We start from the raw sequence: 17,561 nt of genomic DNA on the forward strand, positions 1-17,561 counted from the left end.
GTGTCAGGCCATGCGCTTCAGTTCCCGATCCTTCAGCAGGTACTGGTGCGCCAGCGCGGCTGCCACATGCAAGCCGATCATCAGCCATAGCAGGTTTGCCAGGGTCTCATGGACGTCTTCGCCGCTGTCTTCCAGCCACTCGACTTCCGGGCCTGAAGCAAAGACGGTCCAGCCAAAGAAAGTGACGGTGTCCCCTTCACCTACGGCGGTAGCCAGTCCTGACAGAGGCATCAGAATCATCAGCGCGTACAGAGCGAAATGTCCCAGTTTCGCCATGGTTGCCCAGTGCTCGGGCGGTGAGAGGCGCGACCGGTTCAGCCATCGCCATAAGCCACGAAATACCATCAGCCCGAACAAAGCCAGGCCAAGGCTTTGGTGCCAGGCCATCAGCGAGTGCTCCGAGAGGCTGTCTTCCAGGGCCTCGAACCAGACCTCGCTGGCAAGCATGAGCAGCAACAGGGCTGCCATTAGCCAGTGCAGGGCGCGGGAAACGCCGCCGTATCGGTTTTCTGCATCCATCAATGTCATCATCAATCTCCTTCAGGGGGGTGAGGGGCCCGGAAAGGGCCCCTGCGCTGACCACAGGGGGGTCAGTCCCGGCGGGAGCCGCGAACCGGGGCACCGTATTGGTTGAACTCCTGTTCCCGGATCAGGTTCTGCTCGGCGTCCCGCAACTGCACCTGATAGGTGCCGTCGCTGGTTTCATTCACTGATACCTCCACCCCGGGGCCAAACCGTCTGAGTGCCCGGCCAAAGGCCATGATTCGCATTTCTTCAGTACTGTACTGTTTGAGATCCGCGTTCATGGGCTTTCCGTCGCGACGGTGCTCATAACGCTGTTTTTCCCGGCAATCATCATCTGCAGACACCAGAAGTGGTGTTGCACTCAGCAAAGCGGCGGCGGATATAGCTGCAATCGTGGTGATCTTATTCATGATAGAACTCCTGATCTGGTGAAACCCATGACGGAATGTCATTGTTGGTCAGGTGTTATTGCATCAGGGAAACGTCGCAGAATTGTCTCTGCCAGGTGCTGAAGTTGTCGCAATTTGTCGCAAGAGCCGGAATTGGGATGATTTCTGACAACCTCACGCCCAGGCGCGACGGGGAGTCCCCTATAATCGGGGCAGACAGTAAACAGACGGAGTAAAGAGTGAGCACATCGCCCACGATTCTGGTGGTTGACGATCACCGAGACATTCGCGACCTGGTCGGCCGCTATCTGCAGGAACACGAGCTCCGTGTGCTGCTGGCGGATGGCGGGGATGCCATGAAACGTCAGTTGAGAGATCACACTGTGGATCTGGTTGTGCTGGACATCATGATGCCCGGCGACGATGGTCTGACGCTTTGCCGCTATCTCCGTGAACACACGGAACTGCCGATTATTCTGCTCACCGCCATGAGTGAGGAGACCGACCGTATCATCGGCCTGGAAATGGGCGCCGACGATTACCTGACCAAACCCTTTAACCCGAGGGAGCTTCTGGCACGCATCAAGGCGGTTCTGCGCCGAGCCACGGCGCTACCACCACAACGCAGCCCAATGGCGGGGCAGTGCCTGTCCTTCGAAGGCTGGGCACTGAACGTCGACCGCCACCAACTGATCGACCCCGAAGGCGTGGAGGTGTCCCTCAGTACCGCTGAATTCAAATTGCTACTGGCGTTCCTGGAGCATGCCGGTCGGGTATTGTCGCGGGACCAGCTCATGGACCTGACCCTGGGCCGGGAAGCAGACGCCTTTGATCGCAGTATCGACAACCATGTCAGCCGGCTGCGCCGGAAGATTGATCCGGACCCCCGCAACCCCAAACTGATCAAGACCATCTGGGGTGGCGGTTACCAGTGGATTGCCACCGTCGGAGGGAAGCAGGAATGAGGTTCTGGCCCAGGCGTGCTGGTGGGCAGCTGGCTCTCCTGCTGATCCTCGTGCTGTTGGTGGCACAGATCATTACCATCGCCATTCTGGCAGGGGAGCGCCAGGGTGCCCTGCGCAGTGCCAGCCTGGAACATGTGCTGCAGCGGGTGGCCGATGCCTATAGCCTGCTCGACACCACAGACCCGGAACGGCAGGAGCGCATATTACGAGCACTATCCAGTCCTTCCCTGCAGCTTTCCGTCGATCCATCGCCGTCCCTGCCTGGCGACGAAGCCGGATCAATGACACAGCGACTGGCCATGGAGCTGGGCCTGCGCCGGGATCAGGTGCGAACGGCTGTGGAGGCTGATGAAGAGGAGTGTCTGCCTCGCCGGAGATCAGATCATGATGGGGATCGCGAGAAACACGACGACGATGACGAGCGCCATGAGTATGAGGAACACCGGGATGATGAACATGGTGACAACCGGCGCGCCTGCGCCCCCATTCTTGGTGTTTCTCTGGCATTGTCGTCAGGACAATGGTTGAACGCACGAGCCCAGCCCCGTGCGCCTTCCTGGCTCTGGTTGAAGGCGACGCTCACCAGTGTTGGAATCACCGCTGTGCTGCTGACTCTCACGTTGCTGCTGGCTGTCCGCCGCATCCTGCGCCCCGTCAATGAACTGAGTCGAGCGGCCCAGGCCTTCGGGCGTGGCGAGAAAGTCCAGATACCGGAGCGGGGGCCTGAGGATATTCGTGAGGTGACGCGTGCCTTTAACCGGATGCAACATCAGGTCAGCCGGGCACAGGAAGACCGGGAACGCCTGCTGGCTGCCCTCGCCCACGACCTGCGAACGCCCATCACCTCGATGCGGCTGCGAGTGGAAATGCTGTCTGACGGGGAGGACAGGGATCGTTTGCTCGATTCCCTGCAGGAAATGCAGCATCTGGCCGAAGCCACTCTCGACTTCATTCGGGGCAGTACTACAGAAAAATACCGACGTTACGATCTGACGACGCTGCTGGACAGCCTCTGTGGTGACCTGCAGGAAATGGGCTTCGCTGTGGAGTTCGAGGACAGCCCCCGATGTGTCCTCCAGGGACAGCCGGAGGCGGTCCGGCGGGCCCTGAGCAACCTGATCGAGAATGCCGTGAACTACGGCCAGCGGGCCGAGGTGAAACTGGGCACCTCTGAGAGCGAAGCCATTATTACCATCACTGATCAGGGGCCGGGTATTCCGGAAACCGAACGCACCCGGGTTTTCGAACCCTTTTACCGCCTGGAACAGTCCCGCAGCCGGGAAACCGGTGGCGCTGGCCTGGGGCTCGCCATTGCGCGCACGCTGATTCGTGGCATGGGAGGGGAGATCCACCTCGATTCCGGCCCGGAAGGGCGGGGTCTGAGAGTTTCGGTGACGCTTCCGCTTTAATTTTGCCAGATGCCGGGGGTATCCGCCTGTACCCTTAATTCAATCTTAAGAGCGACTATTGCTGGACGAAGGTCTTGCGGGAAGCCAGATGTTGACGCACAGCCCGGTCTGCCCGTCGGTTCTTCCGGCGAGGGTTAGCTGGCCCCCGTGGAGTTCTGCAATGCGCCGGGCAATGGCAAGCCCGAGCCCGGCACCGCCACCAAGTCGCTGATCAAGCCTGACGAAACGGCTTAGCGCCCGTTCCCGCTCTTCCGTCGGAATGCCAGGGCCCTGGTCACATACGGCAATGTGGTAGCCGTCGGCGGAAGGCTCGAGGTGGGTGGTAATGATGGTATGTTCGGGACTGTACTGAATGGCATTGGCAAGCAGGGAGCGCATGAGGGTATTGATCAGCGCTCTGTGGCAGTAGATGAGGGCCTGGCCGGTATCGTCTTCCAGCACCGGCTCGATATTCTTTTCCAGGGCCAGGGGAGCTACATCGGCAATGCTCTGCTCAATAATCGCTGACAGGTTATGGTGCTCGGGAGCAAAATCGGTACCTGCATCAACGCGGCTCAGCAGCAACATCTGCTCAACGAGGTGGACCATGCGGTCGACCGACTGGATCAGCCCCTTGAATTGCTCGGGATTATTTGCGCAGGCTTTCTCAAGGTTCAGCCGCAGCACCGCCAGCGGTGTCCGTAGCTCATGGGCTGCATCGGCGGAAAACCGGCGTTCCCGCTCGAGAGCCTGGTCCAGGCGGTTCAGCAGACTGTTCACCGCCTGAACCAGCCCCGCCACTTCCTTCGGGGCTTGCCGGTCATCAAGCGGGTGAATGCGTTCGGGTGCCATATTGCGGATGGGTCTTTCCAGCCTTACCAGCGGGCGGAATCCCAGTTGAATGGCGAGGCTGACGGCGATCAGCAGGAGCGGCAGGGCGATCAGCAATGGTAGCACATTGCCCAGGGCCAGTTCCTGGCTCAGTTCCTCACGGATATCTTCCCGCTGGGCTGTCCGGATCCAGAAGCCGGTGGCGGTGTCCTGAAGCGTGAAAACGCGCCAGCGGTAGCCCCTGGACTCTGCCCAGGAGTAGCCCGGGACCAACGTTTCGGAGTCATCGGCCTTGAGGGTGTCCAGCAACGGCATGCGGTCGGGCGTCCAGACCTCAAAAGCCAGTTTTTTTTCGTATTTGTGTCCGATGCCTCCTGGCAGTATTTCGTTGGCATCTTTCTCAAAGTCGATTTTTCCCCGGTCGGGGACAGGTAATTCCAGAGTCTCACTCAGGGTTTTTGGTAACTCTTCCATTGACTGGGTGTCGGCGAGATGGCGCACCAGTCCCTGCACGATTCGGGTGCTCTGTGCCAGTTCGGCATCGAACAGCTCTTCCAGTTCATGGTTGCTTTCAACATAGCTCCAGGCGGCGGCGATTATGGCGATCAACAGAACGGTCGAGGTAACCAGGAGCGTCAGGGTGCGTGTCAGTGACATTCCGGCGCCCCGGCAGCGGCCTGGCTGTCGAGCAGGTAGCCAACACCACGAATGGTGCGGATGGTGGCCTTGCCAATCCGTCGCCTCAGGTGGTGGATATGCACTTCAAGGGCATTGCTTTCTACGCCCTGTTCCCAGCCATAGAGCTGCTCTTCCAGGCGTCTGCGGGTTGCGACCTGATCAGGGTGTCGCATGAGGTAGGTCAGGATCTGGAATTCACTGCGGGGAAGAACAACTGTCTCCTCCGCCGTGGTGAGCTGACAGGAATCAGGGTTCAATACCAGTTGCCCGACCGTCAGTCCGTTCTGAGGCACGATAGAGCCGCGACGTGTCACCGCCCGGATCCGGGCCTTCAGTTCGGCCATCGCAAACGGTTTGGTGAGGTAGTCATCTGCGCCGGCATCCAGTCCCTGCAGTTTTTCGTCGAGGTCTGCCCTTGCGGTCAGAATGATGATGGGTGTCCGGTTGCCCTGCTGCCGGCTGCGCCGGACGATATCGAGGCCATCCAACCGGGGCAGGGTCAGGTCCAGAATGGCCAGGTCAAAGTGCTCTTCCGTCAGGGCATTCAATGCCTGCTGACCATCATCAAGCCAGTCCACTGTGTTCTGGTTTTCCCGCAGCATGTCCAGCATGGTGCGGGCAAGCTGATGGTCGTCTTCTACCAGCAGTATGCGCATTGAATGAATCCTGTTGTGCTACCTGCAACTGAGTTTGCCATAGAAAGCTTAAGACGAGCTTAAGAATTATGCCGCCCGGTCTTAAGCCTGGATTAAGCCTCGCTCGATATTCTGGCAGTCCTGTTGAAGGGCATCGCGCCCGAATCCTGCTGGAGAGCGCTTATGACTGACCCGCTAACGATGTCCACCTGTTGTCTCCCGGATGGCCGGGATGTGGTTCCGGTCATCCGGTGCGGCGGTCGATGGTTCAGCCAGATTGCTCCGGGGACGGCCATGGCCGGGACGGTTGGCGCCTTTATCCGCAGGCGCTTTCTCCAGGCTTATGGCGCGGACCCGGCGTTGCGGATTCCGGCGTTGCTCGCCCTAACCACTGCCCAGGGCACGTTGTTGGCGGCGGTGGGCGTGCGTAATGCAGGCCAGGAGCGTCTGTTCCTCGAGGATTACCTGTCCGTTCCCGTGGAGGCGTTGATGCCGGTTTCCGGCATCAAGCGTCACACACTCGCCGAAATTGCTCACCTCGCCGGTGTTGAAGCCGGTGTCAGCCGTTATCTGTTTGCCTCCCTGTCGGTCTGGCTGAAGGGTGCCGGTTATGACTGGGTGGTGTGTACTGGCACCGATCAGCTACGCAACAGTTTCCACCGGCTGGGTATTGCCACCGTAGTGTTGGCAGATGCAGATCCGGCCCGCCTGCCTGATGGTGGCGCTGGCTGGGGCCGATATTATCACCACCATCCGATGGTGATGGCGATCCGGGTGGATGACGGCATTTGTGCATTGCGGCGTGCCGGTCTGTTGAGACTGATCCAGCCGGTAGAACAGACCACCGGCGCGGAAAATTCGATGGCGGGAGGCTCCTATGGCTGCACTGCCTGAGTTGCTGGCGCGCCAGGCGGGCATGCATGCTTCCCGCATTGCCCTGCAAGGGCCGGACTCCGCCTTCAGTTATGCTCAGATGATGCAGGCGGCACGTGGGTTGGCGGATCAGTTAAACCGGCTGGGGGTCCGTCGTGCCGGGCTGTGTGGTGATAACTCTGTGGCCTGGATTCTTGCAGACCTTGCCTGCCTGCTGGCGGATGTGGTTTGCGTGCCGGTGCCGGTGTTCTTCTCGCAATCCCAGACGTCACATCTGATCGAAAGAGCGGGCCTGGACTGCCTGCTGTCGGCGGAAACAGATACAGCTGGCGAGCACCTCGGCCATGGCGTCTGGTTCCGGTGCCTGCCGGTGGCGGCAGCCGGTGCGTGGATGCCGCCGAAGACCGCAAAGATCACCTTTACCTCAGGCAGTACCGGCACGCCCAAGGGAGTCTGTCTGTCCGTCGAACAGATGACAGCAACCACCCTTGCCCTGCAGGAGCGACTGGCAGGTATCGAGCTTGAACAACACCTCTGCATCCTGCCGCTGGCCACTCTGCTGGAGAACATCGCCGGCGTGTATCTGCCGCTACTGATGGGCGGCAGGGTCACGGTTGCACCTTTGCAGAGCCTGGGCATAACCGGCAGCAGTGGTCTGGATATTGGCCGGCTGGTGCAGGGGATCAACCAGCACGGACCGCACTCGCTGATCCTGGTGCCTGAGCTGGCCATGGCCCTGGTCGCGGCTGCTGAGCGAGATGAATTGAACAACCAGTCTTTCCGGTTCCTGGCCGTGGGTGGAGGGCGGGTCTCGTCCGAACTGCTGGCTCGTGGCCGCACGGCCGGGTTGCCCCTCTACGAGGGTTACGGTTTGTCCGAATGTGGATCCGTGGTTGCACTCAACGTCCCCGGGGCTGAGCGCGGGGGCACCGTAGGAAAACCGCTTTCCCATGTCGAGGTGAGGGTGGATGAACGCCGGCACATCCTGGTTCGGGGAAATACCCACCTTGGTTACCTTGGCGCTGAGCCTGAAGGCCTTGAATGGCTGGATACCGGGGATCTGGGCCGCAGCGCCCCTACGGGTTTCCTGTCGGTGAATGGCCGTGCCAGCAATCTTCTGATTACCAGCTTCGGGCGCAATATCAGTCCTGAGTGGCTGGAAAGTGAACTGATCCAGGCCCTCGGCGCCCGGCAGGCTGTGGTGTTCGGGGATGGCGACCCGAAACCCAGCGCGCTGGTGGTGATCCGGGATGGCCGCTCGCCGGATCAGTTACGTTCAGCGTTGACTGCGCTCAATGCCGGACTGCCTGACTATGCCCGGCTGGAAGCGCTCTATATTCGCCGACAGCTTCTCACCCAGGCCAGCGGCCATCTGACAGCAAATGGCAGACCGGTACGCGATCGAATCCAGGCCGACCTGCCCACCCTGTTGGCAGGGGCATTTCCAGTATTCACCCCAACCTTGTCCACGAACCAGCCAGGAGATTCTTACATGGCATTTTTTGACAGATTGCAGCAGGAAACCGCAGAAGCCCGGGAGCGCGTCACCGGGGCGCCGGTGATCAGGGCGATTGCCAGGGGGCATTTCAGTCTTGAGGCCTATACCTGGTTTCTTACCCAGGCCTACCACCACGTCAAGCACACAGTTCCCCTGATGATGGCCTGCGGCGCCAGGTTGCCCGAGCGGATGGAGTTTGTCCGCAAAGCCCTGGTTGAATACATCGATGAAGAATATGGTCACCACGGATGGATTCTGGATGATCTGGCAGCCTGCGGGGCTGACAGGGAACAGATTCGCAGCGGCAGGCCGGATCTTTCAATTGAACTCATGGTCTCGTACCTGTACGACCAGATTAACCGCGGCAATCCTGCAGCCTTCTTCGGTATGGTGCAGGTGCTTGAAGGTACCTCCATCGAACTGGCGACACCACTGGGTGAGCAGATTCAGAAACTCCTGGGTCTTCCCGACGAGGCCTTCAGTTATCTGTATTCCCACGGTGCTCTGGATCAGGAGCATTTCGAGTTTTTCCGCAACCTGATGAATGAGGTCACAGATCCGGAGGACCAGCAGGCCATTATCGAGGCCGCCCGCGTGGTTTACCGGCTCTATGGTGACATGTTGCACAACATACCGCTGCCGGCCACCTGGAGGGAGCAGAATCATGAAGCTGCATGACCGGGTATTCCTCCTGCTGGGAGGAACGGGGGGTATTGGCAAGGCGCTGGTGGACCCGCTGGTAAGGGCGGGAGGCCGGGTTATCGTGGCGTCCCGGCACCCGGAGAATCTCGGGCATCGGGAAGGCGTTTCCGTGGTGCACCTGGATCTTGCGGCTACCGACCTCGACCAGCAACTCTCACGCCTGAGTGAATCCTATCCGGATATCGACGGGGTAATCCATTGTGCCGGCCAGAACCGGTTTGCCGGGCTTGCTGCCATGGCCGTCAGCGAACTGGATGCCCAGCTCACCGTGAATCTGCGCTCTGCCATGCTGGTAGCGAGGCATTTTGTGCCCCGTTTCGAGAAAGCGGGGAAAGGCGTCCTGGTCTTCGTGGGGTCCACCTTCGGCAGCATCGGTTTCCCGGGCTATACCGCTTACTGCGCCACCAAGTTCGGCCTTCGTGGCTTCACCGAGGCACTGCGCCGGGAGCTGGCGGATACCGCCGTTCAGGTGGTCTACGTGGCACCCCGGGCAACCCGCACGGAAATGAATCCCCACGCAGTGAATGAGCTGAACCGCGCTCTTGGAAACAGCGTCGACGAACCTGAGGCGGTGGCATCCCGGATTCTGGAAGCCATGGAAAATGATGACTGTCGGCGTTTCCTGGGCTGGCCCGAGAAGCTGTTCGTGGTCATTAACGGAGTGCTGCCGCGCATCGTGGACAAAGCCATGCTCAAACAATTGCCGATCATCCGGCGTTTTCTCAATTCAGGAGTACTGTCATGAAGTGGATGGTTCCGGTAATGGCCTGGTTGGTCGCCATGCCCCTCTGGGCCGCAGGTCTGGACAACCAGCTGGCGGACATTCAGCAACGGTGGGCGGAAATTCAGTATCAGTTGCCCGAAAACCGGCAGGAGAAGGCCTTCGAGAGGCTGGTGACCGAGGTTGATGTATTTGTTGCCAGGTACCCTGATCGCGCCGAACCCCTGATCTGGCAGGGCATTGTGCTGAGCACCTATGCCGGGGCCAAGGGAGGGCTTGGGGCTCTGGGGCTGGTCAAGGATGCCCGTCGATCACTGGAGGAGGCTCTCGCGATCGATGAGGACGCTCTCGACGGCTCGGCCTATACCTCCCTCGGCAGTCTCTACTATCAGGTGCCCGGCTGGCCTCTGGGTTTCGGCGACGATGACAAGGCCCGGAATTACCTGCAAAAGGCACTGGCCATCAATCCTGATGGTATCGACGCGAACTTCTTCTTCGGGGATTTTCTGCTGGAACAGGACGAGCCGGAGCGTGCTCGAACCTATCTCCGGAAAGTCCTGCAGGTGCCGGCCAGGCCCGGACGGGAAGTGGCGGATACCGGTCGCAGGGAAGAAGCCAGAAAACGCCTGCAAGACCTCTGAACGATTGGCCGCAACGCGGGCTACTCGCGAATCAGCCTGGGCAACCATTTCAGGTAAGCGGTCATACCGAACAGTTCCACCAATGACTGGAACACGATCACCACGACAGCAGGCGCCCACAGATCCGGCAGCGCGATGGCGAATGGTAGCACCACAAACGAGTTGCGAGTGCCTAAACTGAACGCCAGGGTTCGCCCTGGCGCGGCTGACAACTGAAACGCACGGCTCAGCAGTTTGCCAACCAGCGCGGCAGCGAGCAGATAGGTCGCAAAAATCAGCAGTAATACTGGCAGCAAACGGCCGATCTCAAGCACCAGGGTTATCTGTGATGCTGCAATCAGGAAAACCACCAGGGCCAGGGCCGGCACCGGCAGCCAGCCCAGGCTGCGGGTATAGCCTGTAAGGGCAGGCCTGCTTTCGACGGCTTTTTCGGTAAGCCAGGCCAGCACCAAAGGCGTAATGATCAGCCCGAAGAAGACGGGAACCAAATGGGCGGTCAGGTTGGCACTGGCCACCTCCTCGCCGAGAAAAAGCCAGAGGTAAATCGGTAGTGTAACAATCTGCAGAATCAGCAGAATCGGAGTTGCTGCGATGGCCCTGGCGCTGTCACCGCCGCCAAGGTGGGTAAAGCTGATAAACCAGTCGGTGCAGGGCACCAGCAGGACAAGCAGAAGACCAAGCCGGATGGCAGGGTCCGCCGGCGCCAGGAACAGCAGTAGCCAAGTGATGGCGGGCATGATCACAAAATTGCCCAGAATCAGCGCGGCACTGAAATGGCCGTCGCGGATGGCCCTGGCCAGGTGAGTCAGCGGAACCTGGGTGAAGGTGGCGTAGAGCAGAACGCCGAGCACTGGCCACAGCAACACATCAAAGGTGCCGGTGACCGTTGGCCATAGCCAGCCTGTCATCATGCCGACGGTGATGGCCGCCAGGTAAAGCCAGGCCTGTTGGCGTTCCAGGGCGTCCATCACTCAGGCCAGACTCCTCAACCGGCCTGTGAGGGCACTTCGCGAATTCGGCCATGTTCATCAATGGCGACGTAAACAAAGAGCCCTTCCGTCACTTTGCGAGGGGCCTTTGCCGTGCGGTCGAGGGTCCAGACTTCAATGTTGATTTTCATGGAGCTACGGCCCACCTCGACCAGTTCTCCATAACAGCCGACCTGGGATCCGACCCGCAGAGGGGAGAGAAACTCCATCCGGTCCATGGCAACGGTTGCATTACGCCCCTGTGAAATCCGTCCGGCCATTGTGGCGGCGGCAATGTCCATCTGTTTGACCAGCCAGCCGGCAAATACATCACCATTGGGGTTGGTGTCCGAAGGCAGGGGAATGATCTGAATGATCAGTTCGCCCCGGGGCGTGGGTTTGTCGTCGTCGAGCGCTGTCATGGAGTAACCTTATCAGTCCGGAATTGTTGTAGTAGTGCGCATGTTAGCGGCCTTGCCGTCGTCTGCAAGAAAAATTGAACGTCCTGTTCTATATTTCATTGGCTGTAACAAAGTTGTCACAGAACACATTTATTGTTCACTCATCGGTGAAGCAACCCGTAAATAAAGTCAAAGTGACAAATGGAGACTCAACGTGATCAAACTTAAAGCAGCCCTTACAACTGTGGCACTGGCAGGCAGCATTGCCGCCGTGTCAACGCCTGCCATGGCTCGCGACACCATCAATATTGTCGGCTCTTCCACTGTTTACCCGTTCGCTACCGTGGTCGCCGAGCGTTTTGGTCGTAACACCGACTTCCCAACCCCGAAGCTGGAATCCACCGGTTCCGGTGGCGGCCTGAAGCTGTTCTGTGAAGGTGTTGGTACCCAGCACCCGGACATCACCAACGCTTCCCGTCGCATGAAGCCGGGCGAATTCGAGAACTGTCAGTCCAACGGCGTCGAGAAGATCACCGAGGTGCGTATTGGTGCCGATGGTATCGTTATCGCCAACTCCAAGGACGCGGAGAAGCTGGATCTGACTCTGGAGCAGGTATTCCTGGCACTGGCCAAGGAAGTGCCGAACCCGGATGGTGGTGACGAGCTGGTTGCCAACCCCTATATGAAGTGGAGCGACATCGACTCCAGCCTGCCAGACTATGAAATCAGCGTAATGGGTCCTCCTCCAACATCCGGTACCCGCGACGCATTCGTTGAGATCGCCATGCAGGGCGGCTGCAAGCAGTACGATTTCATCAAGAAGATGGACAAGAGCGACATGAAATCCGTTTGTCACGCCATGCGTGAAGACGGCCCCTTCATTGAAGCTGGCGAAAATGACAACCTGATCGTTCAGCGTCTGGCTCAGGATCCGGAAACTCTGGGTATCTTCGGTTACAGCTTCCTGATGGAGAATAGTGGCCAGATCCAGGCAACCAGCATTAACGGCGTTGAGCCGACTCCGGAAGCTATTTCCAGCGAAGAATACCCGGTTGCCCGTTCACTGTGGTTCTACATTAAGAACGCGCACGTGGGTGTTGTTCCAGGCATTGAAGAATACGTAGCCGAGTTCACCAGTGAAGGCGCCTGGGGTGATAATGGTTATCTGGTTGATGTTGGCCTGATCCCTCTTCCGCGTGATCAGCGCATGAAGATTGCCAAAAGAGTAAAGGACCTGGAGCCAATGACCGGTAAAGAGCTGTAAGGCTCGCTCAGGAAGCGTCAGGGATGACGAAAAGTAAACGCGGGCCAACAGGTCCGCGTTTCTTTGTTACATTTGCATGAATATTTTTGTTTGGCTAACTGGCAAAATAGACGTCCAGACTACTTAAAGCTATTAACACAGAGACTGTTATGGAGACGGCTAACCTTCTGCCCCTGGTTCTGGTTCTCGCTGTAGTTGCTTACGGCCTCGCTTACATGCGGTCCAGGGCTGTGGCAGCGCCCCTGGGTGGTATCCGGAATCTTAAAGCTCTTCCTTTTTACTATGCGGCACGTGCAGCACTCTGGTGTGCCATACCCGCGCTGATTGTTCTCGCGGCCTGGGCCGGTTTTGAAGGCAAGGTTATTCAGGGTATTGTAATTGCCACTTTGCCGCAGGATTCGTGGCCCGATTCTCCCGGTCAGGCCAGCCTGATTCTTTCTCAGATCAGCAATGTCGCCGCCGGCAAGCTCGATCCCGAATTCGTTCCGGAGCATATTGCCGGTGCGGCATCGGTACTTGAGACCATGAAAAGTCAGAGTGCAGATTTCAAGGCTGCTCTGGTGCTACTTGTCGCAGTATCCGGCGCAGCGTTCGCCTGGACCCGTGTTTCGCCACACGTCAACGCCAGAATAAACGTGGAAACAACCCTTCGTCGCATTTTCTTTGTATGTGCCGCATTGGCGGTGTTGACCACAGCCGGCATCGTGTTTTCGGTGATTTTTGAGACGGTACGCTTCTTTAACCGGGTGCCAATATCTGAATTTCTGTTCAGCACCAGCTGGAGTCCCCAGACCGCATTGCGCGCCGATCAGGTAGGCTCCGAGGGGGCGTTTGGCGTTATTCCCCTGTTCACCGGTACCCTTTTGATTTCCGCCATTGCCCTTTTGGTGGCGGTGCCCGTTGGCCTCCTGTCGGCAATCTATCTGTCCGAATACGCCAGCAAGCGGGTACGCTCAACAGCGAAGCCTGTGTTGGAGATGCTGGCTGGCATTCCGACCGTGGTTTACGGCTTTTTCGCCGCATTGACTGTCGCTCCGTTTATTCGTGATGTTGCCGCGATGGTAGGCCTGGAAGCGTCTTCCCAGAGCGCGCTGGCTGCCGGACTGGTTATGGGCATCATGATCGTGCCGTTTGTGTCTTCGCTTTCTGACGATGTGATCAATGCCGTACCCCAGACCATGCGGGATGGCTCGCTGGCGCTCGGAGCCACGCAGTCGGAAACCATGAAGAAGGTGATCTTCCCGGCGGCACTGCCCGGCATAATTGGCGGCATCCTGCTGGCGGCATCCCGCGCCATCGGCGAGACCATGATCGTGGTAATGGCCGCTGGTCTTGCAGCCAACCTGACGGCCAACCCGCTGGAGTCGGTAACCACAGTGACCGTGCAGATTGCAACATTGCTGGTGGGTGACCAGGAGTTCGACAGCGCCAAGACCCTGTCTGCGTTCGCACTGGGTATGTTGCTGTTTATCGTCACACTGCTGTTAAACGTGATTGCACTGAAGATCGTTCGCAAATATAGGGAACAGTATGAGTAATCAGAGTTCTCAGGCGGAGATTGTCCGCAACTCCCTGAATCGCCGCTATCGCAAGGAACGCCGGTTCCGGCTCTATGGCATGCTGGCCATATTTATTGCCCTGGCCGCGCTGGCTACTCTTTTTGTAGACATTATCTACAAGGGGCACTCAGGATTCGTCAAGACCACGATAACTCTGGATGTGCCTCTCGATCCCGAGATGATGTATCTCGACGATCCCACCGATGCGGATCAACTGTCCATGGCGGATTTTGTTGCGCCGATTATCGCGGCACTACAGGAACACATTCCGGAGGCTGAAACCGCTGGCCAGAAGCGTGAGCTGGGTCGTCTGTTGGGCTCATATGCAGCCAGTGAGGTCCGTGATCTGCTGGAAAACAATCCGGATTTGCTGGGCACCACGCAAACCATCGAGTTTCTGGCACACGATCGGGTTTCAACATACGTCAAACACGCTGACAATCCCCGATACAGCATAAAGCTGTCCGAGCAGCAGCAGAGGTGGGTGGACCAGCTGTTGGAGAAGGGCGTCATCGATACCAGCTTCAACGATGTGCTGTTCAGTCGTGGCGACTCCCGGGAACCGGCGAATGCGGGTATTCTTGGTGCCATTGTTGGTTCTCTGTTGACCATGCTGGTTACACTGGCAATTGCATTTCCTGTCGGTATCGCGGCAGCAGTCTATCTGGAGGAATTTGCACCCCAGAACAAGTTTACCGATTTCATTGAGGTCAACATCAATAACCTTGCGGCGGTGCCATCCATCATCTTTGGTTTGCTGGGCCTTGCCGTGTTCATCGGTCTCTTCGGCATGCCGCGGTCGGTACCGGTTGTGGGCGGCATGGTACTGGCACTGATGACGTTACCGACCATCATCATTTCCAGTCGTGCAGCCATCAAAAGTGTACCGCCTTCCATACGGGAGGCGGCCGAGGGTGTCGGTGCCTCCAAGATGCAGGTGGTGCTCCATCATGTGATCCCTCTGGCCATGCCCGGCATGCTGACCGGCTCCATAATTGGTATGGCCCAGGCGCTGGGTGAAACGGCGCCACTGCTGCTGATCGGTATGGTGGCTTTTATTGTGGATGTGCCGGGTGGATTTTTCGATTCAGCCACCGTACTGCCGGTGCAGATCTATCTTTGGGCAAGCGCCTCAGAACAGGGGTTTGTAGAGCTGGCATCCGCCGGCATCATGGTGCTGCTCACCTTCATGATCAGTATGAATGCACTGGCGATCTGGCTGCGCAAGCGGCTTGAGCGTCGCTGGTAAGGAGAATGATATGAATACGATGAATCCAAGTATTTCCGCAGAAGCCGACATGCAAGACCAGGGGCCGGCAATTCCAGTGCGCGAAAACAATCCAGAGGATACGGTGATTGAAGAGGGCAAGACAGTAGGAAAGCCGTTCGCCGCCGATCCCAAGTTCAAACTGCGTAACGTGAGTGTTTCCTATGGCAAAGATCGCGCAATCAAGGATATAAGCCTGGATATTGGCCGGAACGAAGTTATCTCGTTCATTGGTCCTTCCGGCTGCGGCAAGTCCACCTTCCTGCGTTGTCTTAACCGGATGAATGACAGCATCGATATCTGCCGGGTCACGGGGGAATTGCTGCTGGATGATGAGGATATTTACCACTCGAAGCGGGATGTCGTGGAGCTCCGCGCCCGGGTGGGCATGGTATTCCAGAAACCGAACCCGTTTCCCAAATCCATCTACGACAACGTCGCCTATGGCCCTCGGATTCACGGGCTTGCAAACCGTAAGTCAGATCTTGACGATATCGTGGAGAACAGCCTCCGTAAAGCTGGCTTGTGGGATGAAGCCAAGGACCGTCTGGATTCCATTGCCACAGGCATGTCCGGCGGCCAGCAGCAGCGCCTGTGCATTGCGCGGGCCATTGCCGTCAGCCCGGAAGTGATCCTGATGGACGAGCCCTGTTCCGCTCTGGATCCGATTGCAACCGCGCGCGTGGAAGAGCTGATTGCCGAGATGTCAGAGAGCTATACTATCGTGATCGTGACCCATTCCATGCAGCAGGCGGCCCGTGTATCTCATCGCACGGCGTATTTCCATCTGGGGCATCTGGTTGAGGTGAACGAAACCAACAAGGTGTTTACTTCACCGGAACACCAGCTTACGGAATCTTATATCACCGGCCGTTTTGGTTAATGCCGGTTCGGTTGAAAACTGGAGAACATAGTTATGCCAGATAAAAAGGACGATGTTTACGGCGATCATATTTCGCACAAGTTCAATGACGAACTGATGGCCCTTAAGAGTGAATTCCTGGAAATGGGCGGCATGGTGGAGTCCCAGGTGGATCGGGCGATCACCGCGCTGGTGGAAAACGATGGTTATCTGGCGGACGAAGTACGTGCGACAGACAAGAAAGTGGATCAGAAAGAAATTGAAATCGACGAAGAAGCCACGCTGATCCTCGCCCGCCGCCAGCCTACGGCCCGGGACCTGCGGCTGGTGGTGTCGGTTATTAAAATGGTTTCGGACCTGGAACGGGTCGGTGACGAGGCCAAGAAAATCGCCAAGTTTGCCATCAAGCTGTCAGAAGAAGGTCAGGCGCCCCGCGGCTACGTGGAAGTGCGTCACATCGGAAACCATGTTCTGAGCATGCTGCATGATTCCCTGGATGCTTTCGCTCGCCTGGATTCGGAGCAGGCGCTGCGAATCATGAAGGAAGACAAGCGGGTTGACGAAGAGTACCAGGCGGCAACGCGTACGCTTCTGACGTTCATGATGGAAGACACCCGCAACATCTCACGCTGCATGTCGGTAATGTGGATCCTTCGCGCATTGGAGCGGGTGGGAGATCACGCTTGTAACATCGCCGAGAACGTGATCTTCATGGTCAAGGGCGAGGATGTCCGGCATACGCCCGTTGAGGAAGCCGAGAAGGTCGTCGGTCGCTAGGCGGTCAGAGTTTGGTTTTTGCCCGTGTAGCCTTTAAATGAAGTGGTGGCGTCGAGACAACTCCAAGTCTGGATGTGTGGCGGATACCCCTGTTCAGAACCGTGGAGCGCCAGGGATGGCGCGACCGAGCCCTACATGGATGTATTTACGGGCGTGTTCTGGACAGGGGTATCCGCCACACGTTTTTGCCTCAGTGGCAGTCCTGAAAAAAGCCTCAGGCCTGCTTCTTCTTATCGGTATACGGCGGCCAACCAAAGGGTTTGCCAGCCAGTAGATGCAGGTGGATGTGGAAGACAGTCTGGCCTGAATTTTCACCGCAGTTCATCACTGTCCGGTAGCCGTCGTCGGCAAAATCCATCTCCTTCGCCAGTTTGGCGGCAACCCAGTACAGATGGCCCACCAGCTCGCGATCACCCTCTTCCATATCGTTGATCGTCGCGATTTCTTTTTTCGGGATGATCAGCAGGTGCACCGGCGCCTGCGGGTTGATGTCCCTGAAGGCGAGGCTGATGTCATCTTCATAAACGATGTCCGCTGGAATCTCGCGGTTGATGATCTTCGTGAAAATAGTGTCCGACATAATGGTTCCCTGTTGGTGAATGAGCGTCCGAACAATG

Annotated in this window: 18 protein-coding genes; 11 read left to right on the top strand and 7 right to left on the bottom strand. The window is 58.0% G+C overall.

The features are described from left to right. Nucleotides 1-3: 3 nt before the first annotated feature. Together QPM17_RS07560 and QPM17_RS07565 are read right to left on the bottom strand one after the other, a co-directional pair. Nucleotides 4-528 (bottom strand): cytochrome b, encoded by a 525-nt coding sequence (locus QPM17_RS07560; protein ID WP_285390048.1) that lies wholly within the window; start codon nucleotides 526-528, stop codon nucleotides 4-6. 62 nt (nucleotides 529-590) lie between these two features. After that, nucleotides 591-935, bottom strand: coding sequence for a hypothetical protein (locus tag QPM17_RS07565; RefSeq protein ID WP_285390049.1), 345 nt, complete (start codon nucleotides 933-935; stop codon nucleotides 591-593). A 218-nt stretch (nucleotides 936-1,153) separates the two neighbouring features. On the opposite strand from QPM17_RS07565, the gene QPM17_RS07570 reads away from it, so the two are divergent. After that, the gene (locus QPM17_RS07570) at nucleotides 1,154-1,879 is read left to right on the top strand and encodes a response regulator (RefSeq protein WP_285390050.1); all 726 of its coding nucleotides are present in this window, start codon (nucleotides 1,154-1,156) and stop codon (nucleotides 1,877-1,879) included. Continuing rightward, entirely contained in the window at nucleotides 1,876-3,288 is a 1,413-nt protein-coding gene (locus tag QPM17_RS07575; protein WP_285390051.1) for a sensor histidine kinase, read from the top strand. Before QPM17_RS07570 ends, QPM17_RS07575 begins: the two co-directional genes overlap by 4 nt. A 45-nt stretch (nucleotides 3,289-3,333) precedes the next feature. Here QPM17_RS07575 and QPM17_RS07580 read toward each other — a convergent pair whose 3' ends face one another. Together QPM17_RS07580 and QPM17_RS07585 are read right to left on the bottom strand one after the other, a co-directional pair. Then, nucleotides 3,334-4,755 (bottom strand): ATP-binding protein, encoded by a 1,422-nt coding sequence (locus QPM17_RS07580; protein ID WP_285390052.1) that lies wholly within the window; start codon nucleotides 4,753-4,755, stop codon nucleotides 3,334-3,336. Continuing rightward, nucleotides 4,746-5,432 carry a response regulator transcription factor gene (locus QPM17_RS07585; protein ID WP_285390053.1) on the bottom strand — a complete coding sequence of 229 codons (687 nt, stop codon included), beginning with the start codon at nucleotides 5,430-5,432 and terminating at the stop codon, nucleotides 4,746-4,748. Before QPM17_RS07585 ends, QPM17_RS07580 begins: the two co-directional genes overlap by 10 nt. 162 nt (nucleotides 5,433-5,594) lie before the next feature. Here QPM17_RS07585 and QPM17_RS07590 point away from each other — a divergent pair, with 162 nt between their 5' ends. The 4 genes from QPM17_RS07590 to QPM17_RS07605 are packed head-to-tail and all read left to right on the top strand — an operon-like array spanning nucleotide 5,595 to nucleotide 9,846. Continuing rightward, nucleotides 5,595-6,305: a thermostable hemolysin gene (locus QPM17_RS07590; RefSeq protein ID WP_285390054.1), complete on the top strand. Its 711-nt coding sequence runs from the start codon at nucleotides 5,595-5,597 to the stop codon at nucleotides 6,303-6,305. Continuing rightward, a complete protein-coding gene (locus tag QPM17_RS07595; RefSeq protein WP_285390055.1) occupies nucleotides 6,289-8,460 on the top strand; it encodes an AMP-binding protein in 2,172 nt (723 codons plus the stop codon). Before QPM17_RS07590 ends, QPM17_RS07595 begins: the two co-directional genes overlap by 17 nt. Then, on the top strand, nucleotides 8,447-9,229 hold the full coding sequence (locus QPM17_RS07600; RefSeq protein WP_285390056.1) for an SDR family oxidoreductase: 783 nt from the start codon (nucleotides 8,447-8,449) through the stop codon (nucleotides 9,227-9,229). The genes QPM17_RS07595 and QPM17_RS07600 overlap by 14 nt, the downstream gene beginning before the upstream one ends. Next, on the top strand, nucleotides 9,226-9,846 hold the full coding sequence (locus QPM17_RS07605) for a tetratricopeptide repeat protein (protein ID WP_285390057.1): 621 nt from the start codon (nucleotides 9,226-9,228) through the stop codon (nucleotides 9,844-9,846). The genes QPM17_RS07600 and QPM17_RS07605 overlap by 4 nt, the downstream gene beginning before the upstream one ends. Before the next feature lie 20 nt (nucleotides 9,847-9,866). Here QPM17_RS07605 and QPM17_RS07610 read toward each other — a convergent pair whose 3' ends face one another. Continuing rightward, nucleotides 9,867-10,814 carry an arsenic resistance protein gene (locus QPM17_RS07610; RefSeq protein ID WP_285390354.1) on the bottom strand — a complete coding sequence of 316 codons (948 nt, stop codon included), beginning with the start codon at nucleotides 10,812-10,814 and terminating at the stop codon, nucleotides 9,867-9,869. Nucleotides 10,815-10,831: 17 nt separating this feature from the next. Beyond that, a complete protein-coding gene (locus tag QPM17_RS07615; RefSeq protein WP_285390058.1) occupies nucleotides 10,832-11,236 on the bottom strand; it encodes an acyl-CoA thioesterase in 405 nt (134 codons plus the stop codon). Nucleotides 11,237-11,429: 193 nt separating this feature from the next. On the opposite strand from QPM17_RS07615, the gene QPM17_RS07620 reads away from it, so the two are divergent. The 5 genes from QPM17_RS07620 (at nucleotide 11,430) to phoU (ending at nucleotide 16,944) form a co-directional block, all read left to right on the top strand. Then, nucleotides 11,430-12,479, top strand: coding sequence for a substrate-binding domain-containing protein (locus QPM17_RS07620; protein ID WP_285390059.1), 1,050 nt, complete (start codon nucleotides 11,430-11,432; stop codon nucleotides 12,477-12,479). 149 nt (nucleotides 12,480-12,628) lie between these two features. Further along, on the top strand, nucleotides 12,629-14,017 hold the full coding sequence (gene pstC, locus QPM17_RS07625) for a phosphate ABC transporter permease subunit PstC (protein WP_285390060.1): 1,389 nt from the start codon (nucleotides 12,629-12,631) through the stop codon (nucleotides 14,015-14,017). Continuing rightward, nucleotides 14,010-15,287 carry a phosphate ABC transporter permease PstA gene (gene pstA / locus QPM17_RS07630; protein WP_285390061.1) on the top strand — a complete coding sequence of 426 codons (1,278 nt, stop codon included), beginning with the start codon at nucleotides 14,010-14,012 and terminating at the stop codon, nucleotides 15,285-15,287. The genes pstC and pstA overlap by 8 nt, the downstream gene beginning before the upstream one ends. A gap of 10 nt (nucleotides 15,288-15,297) precedes the next feature. After that, nucleotides 15,298-16,188, top strand: coding sequence for a phosphate ABC transporter ATP-binding protein PstB (pstB, locus tag QPM17_RS07635; RefSeq protein WP_285390062.1), 891 nt, complete (start codon nucleotides 15,298-15,300; stop codon nucleotides 16,186-16,188). Nucleotides 16,189-16,221: 33 nt separating this feature from the next. After that, complete coding sequence (gene phoU / locus QPM17_RS07640) at nucleotides 16,222-16,944, top strand: phosphate signaling complex protein PhoU (protein ID WP_285390063.1); 723 nt, start codon at nucleotides 16,222-16,224, stop codon at nucleotides 16,942-16,944. 214 nt (nucleotides 16,945-17,158) lie between these two features. Here phoU and QPM17_RS07645 read toward each other — a convergent pair whose 3' ends face one another. Beyond that, nucleotides 17,159-17,524: a histidine triad nucleotide-binding protein gene (locus QPM17_RS07645; protein WP_285390064.1), complete on the bottom strand. Its 366-nt coding sequence runs from the start codon at nucleotides 17,522-17,524 to the stop codon at nucleotides 17,159-17,161. Between the last annotated feature and the right edge of the window lie 37 nt (nucleotides 17,525-17,561).

The organism is Marinobacter azerbaijanicus, assembly GCF_030250645.1.
Taxonomy (GTDB): Bacteria; Pseudomonadota; Gammaproteobacteria; order Pseudomonadales; family Oleiphilaceae; genus Marinobacter; species Marinobacter azerbaijanicus.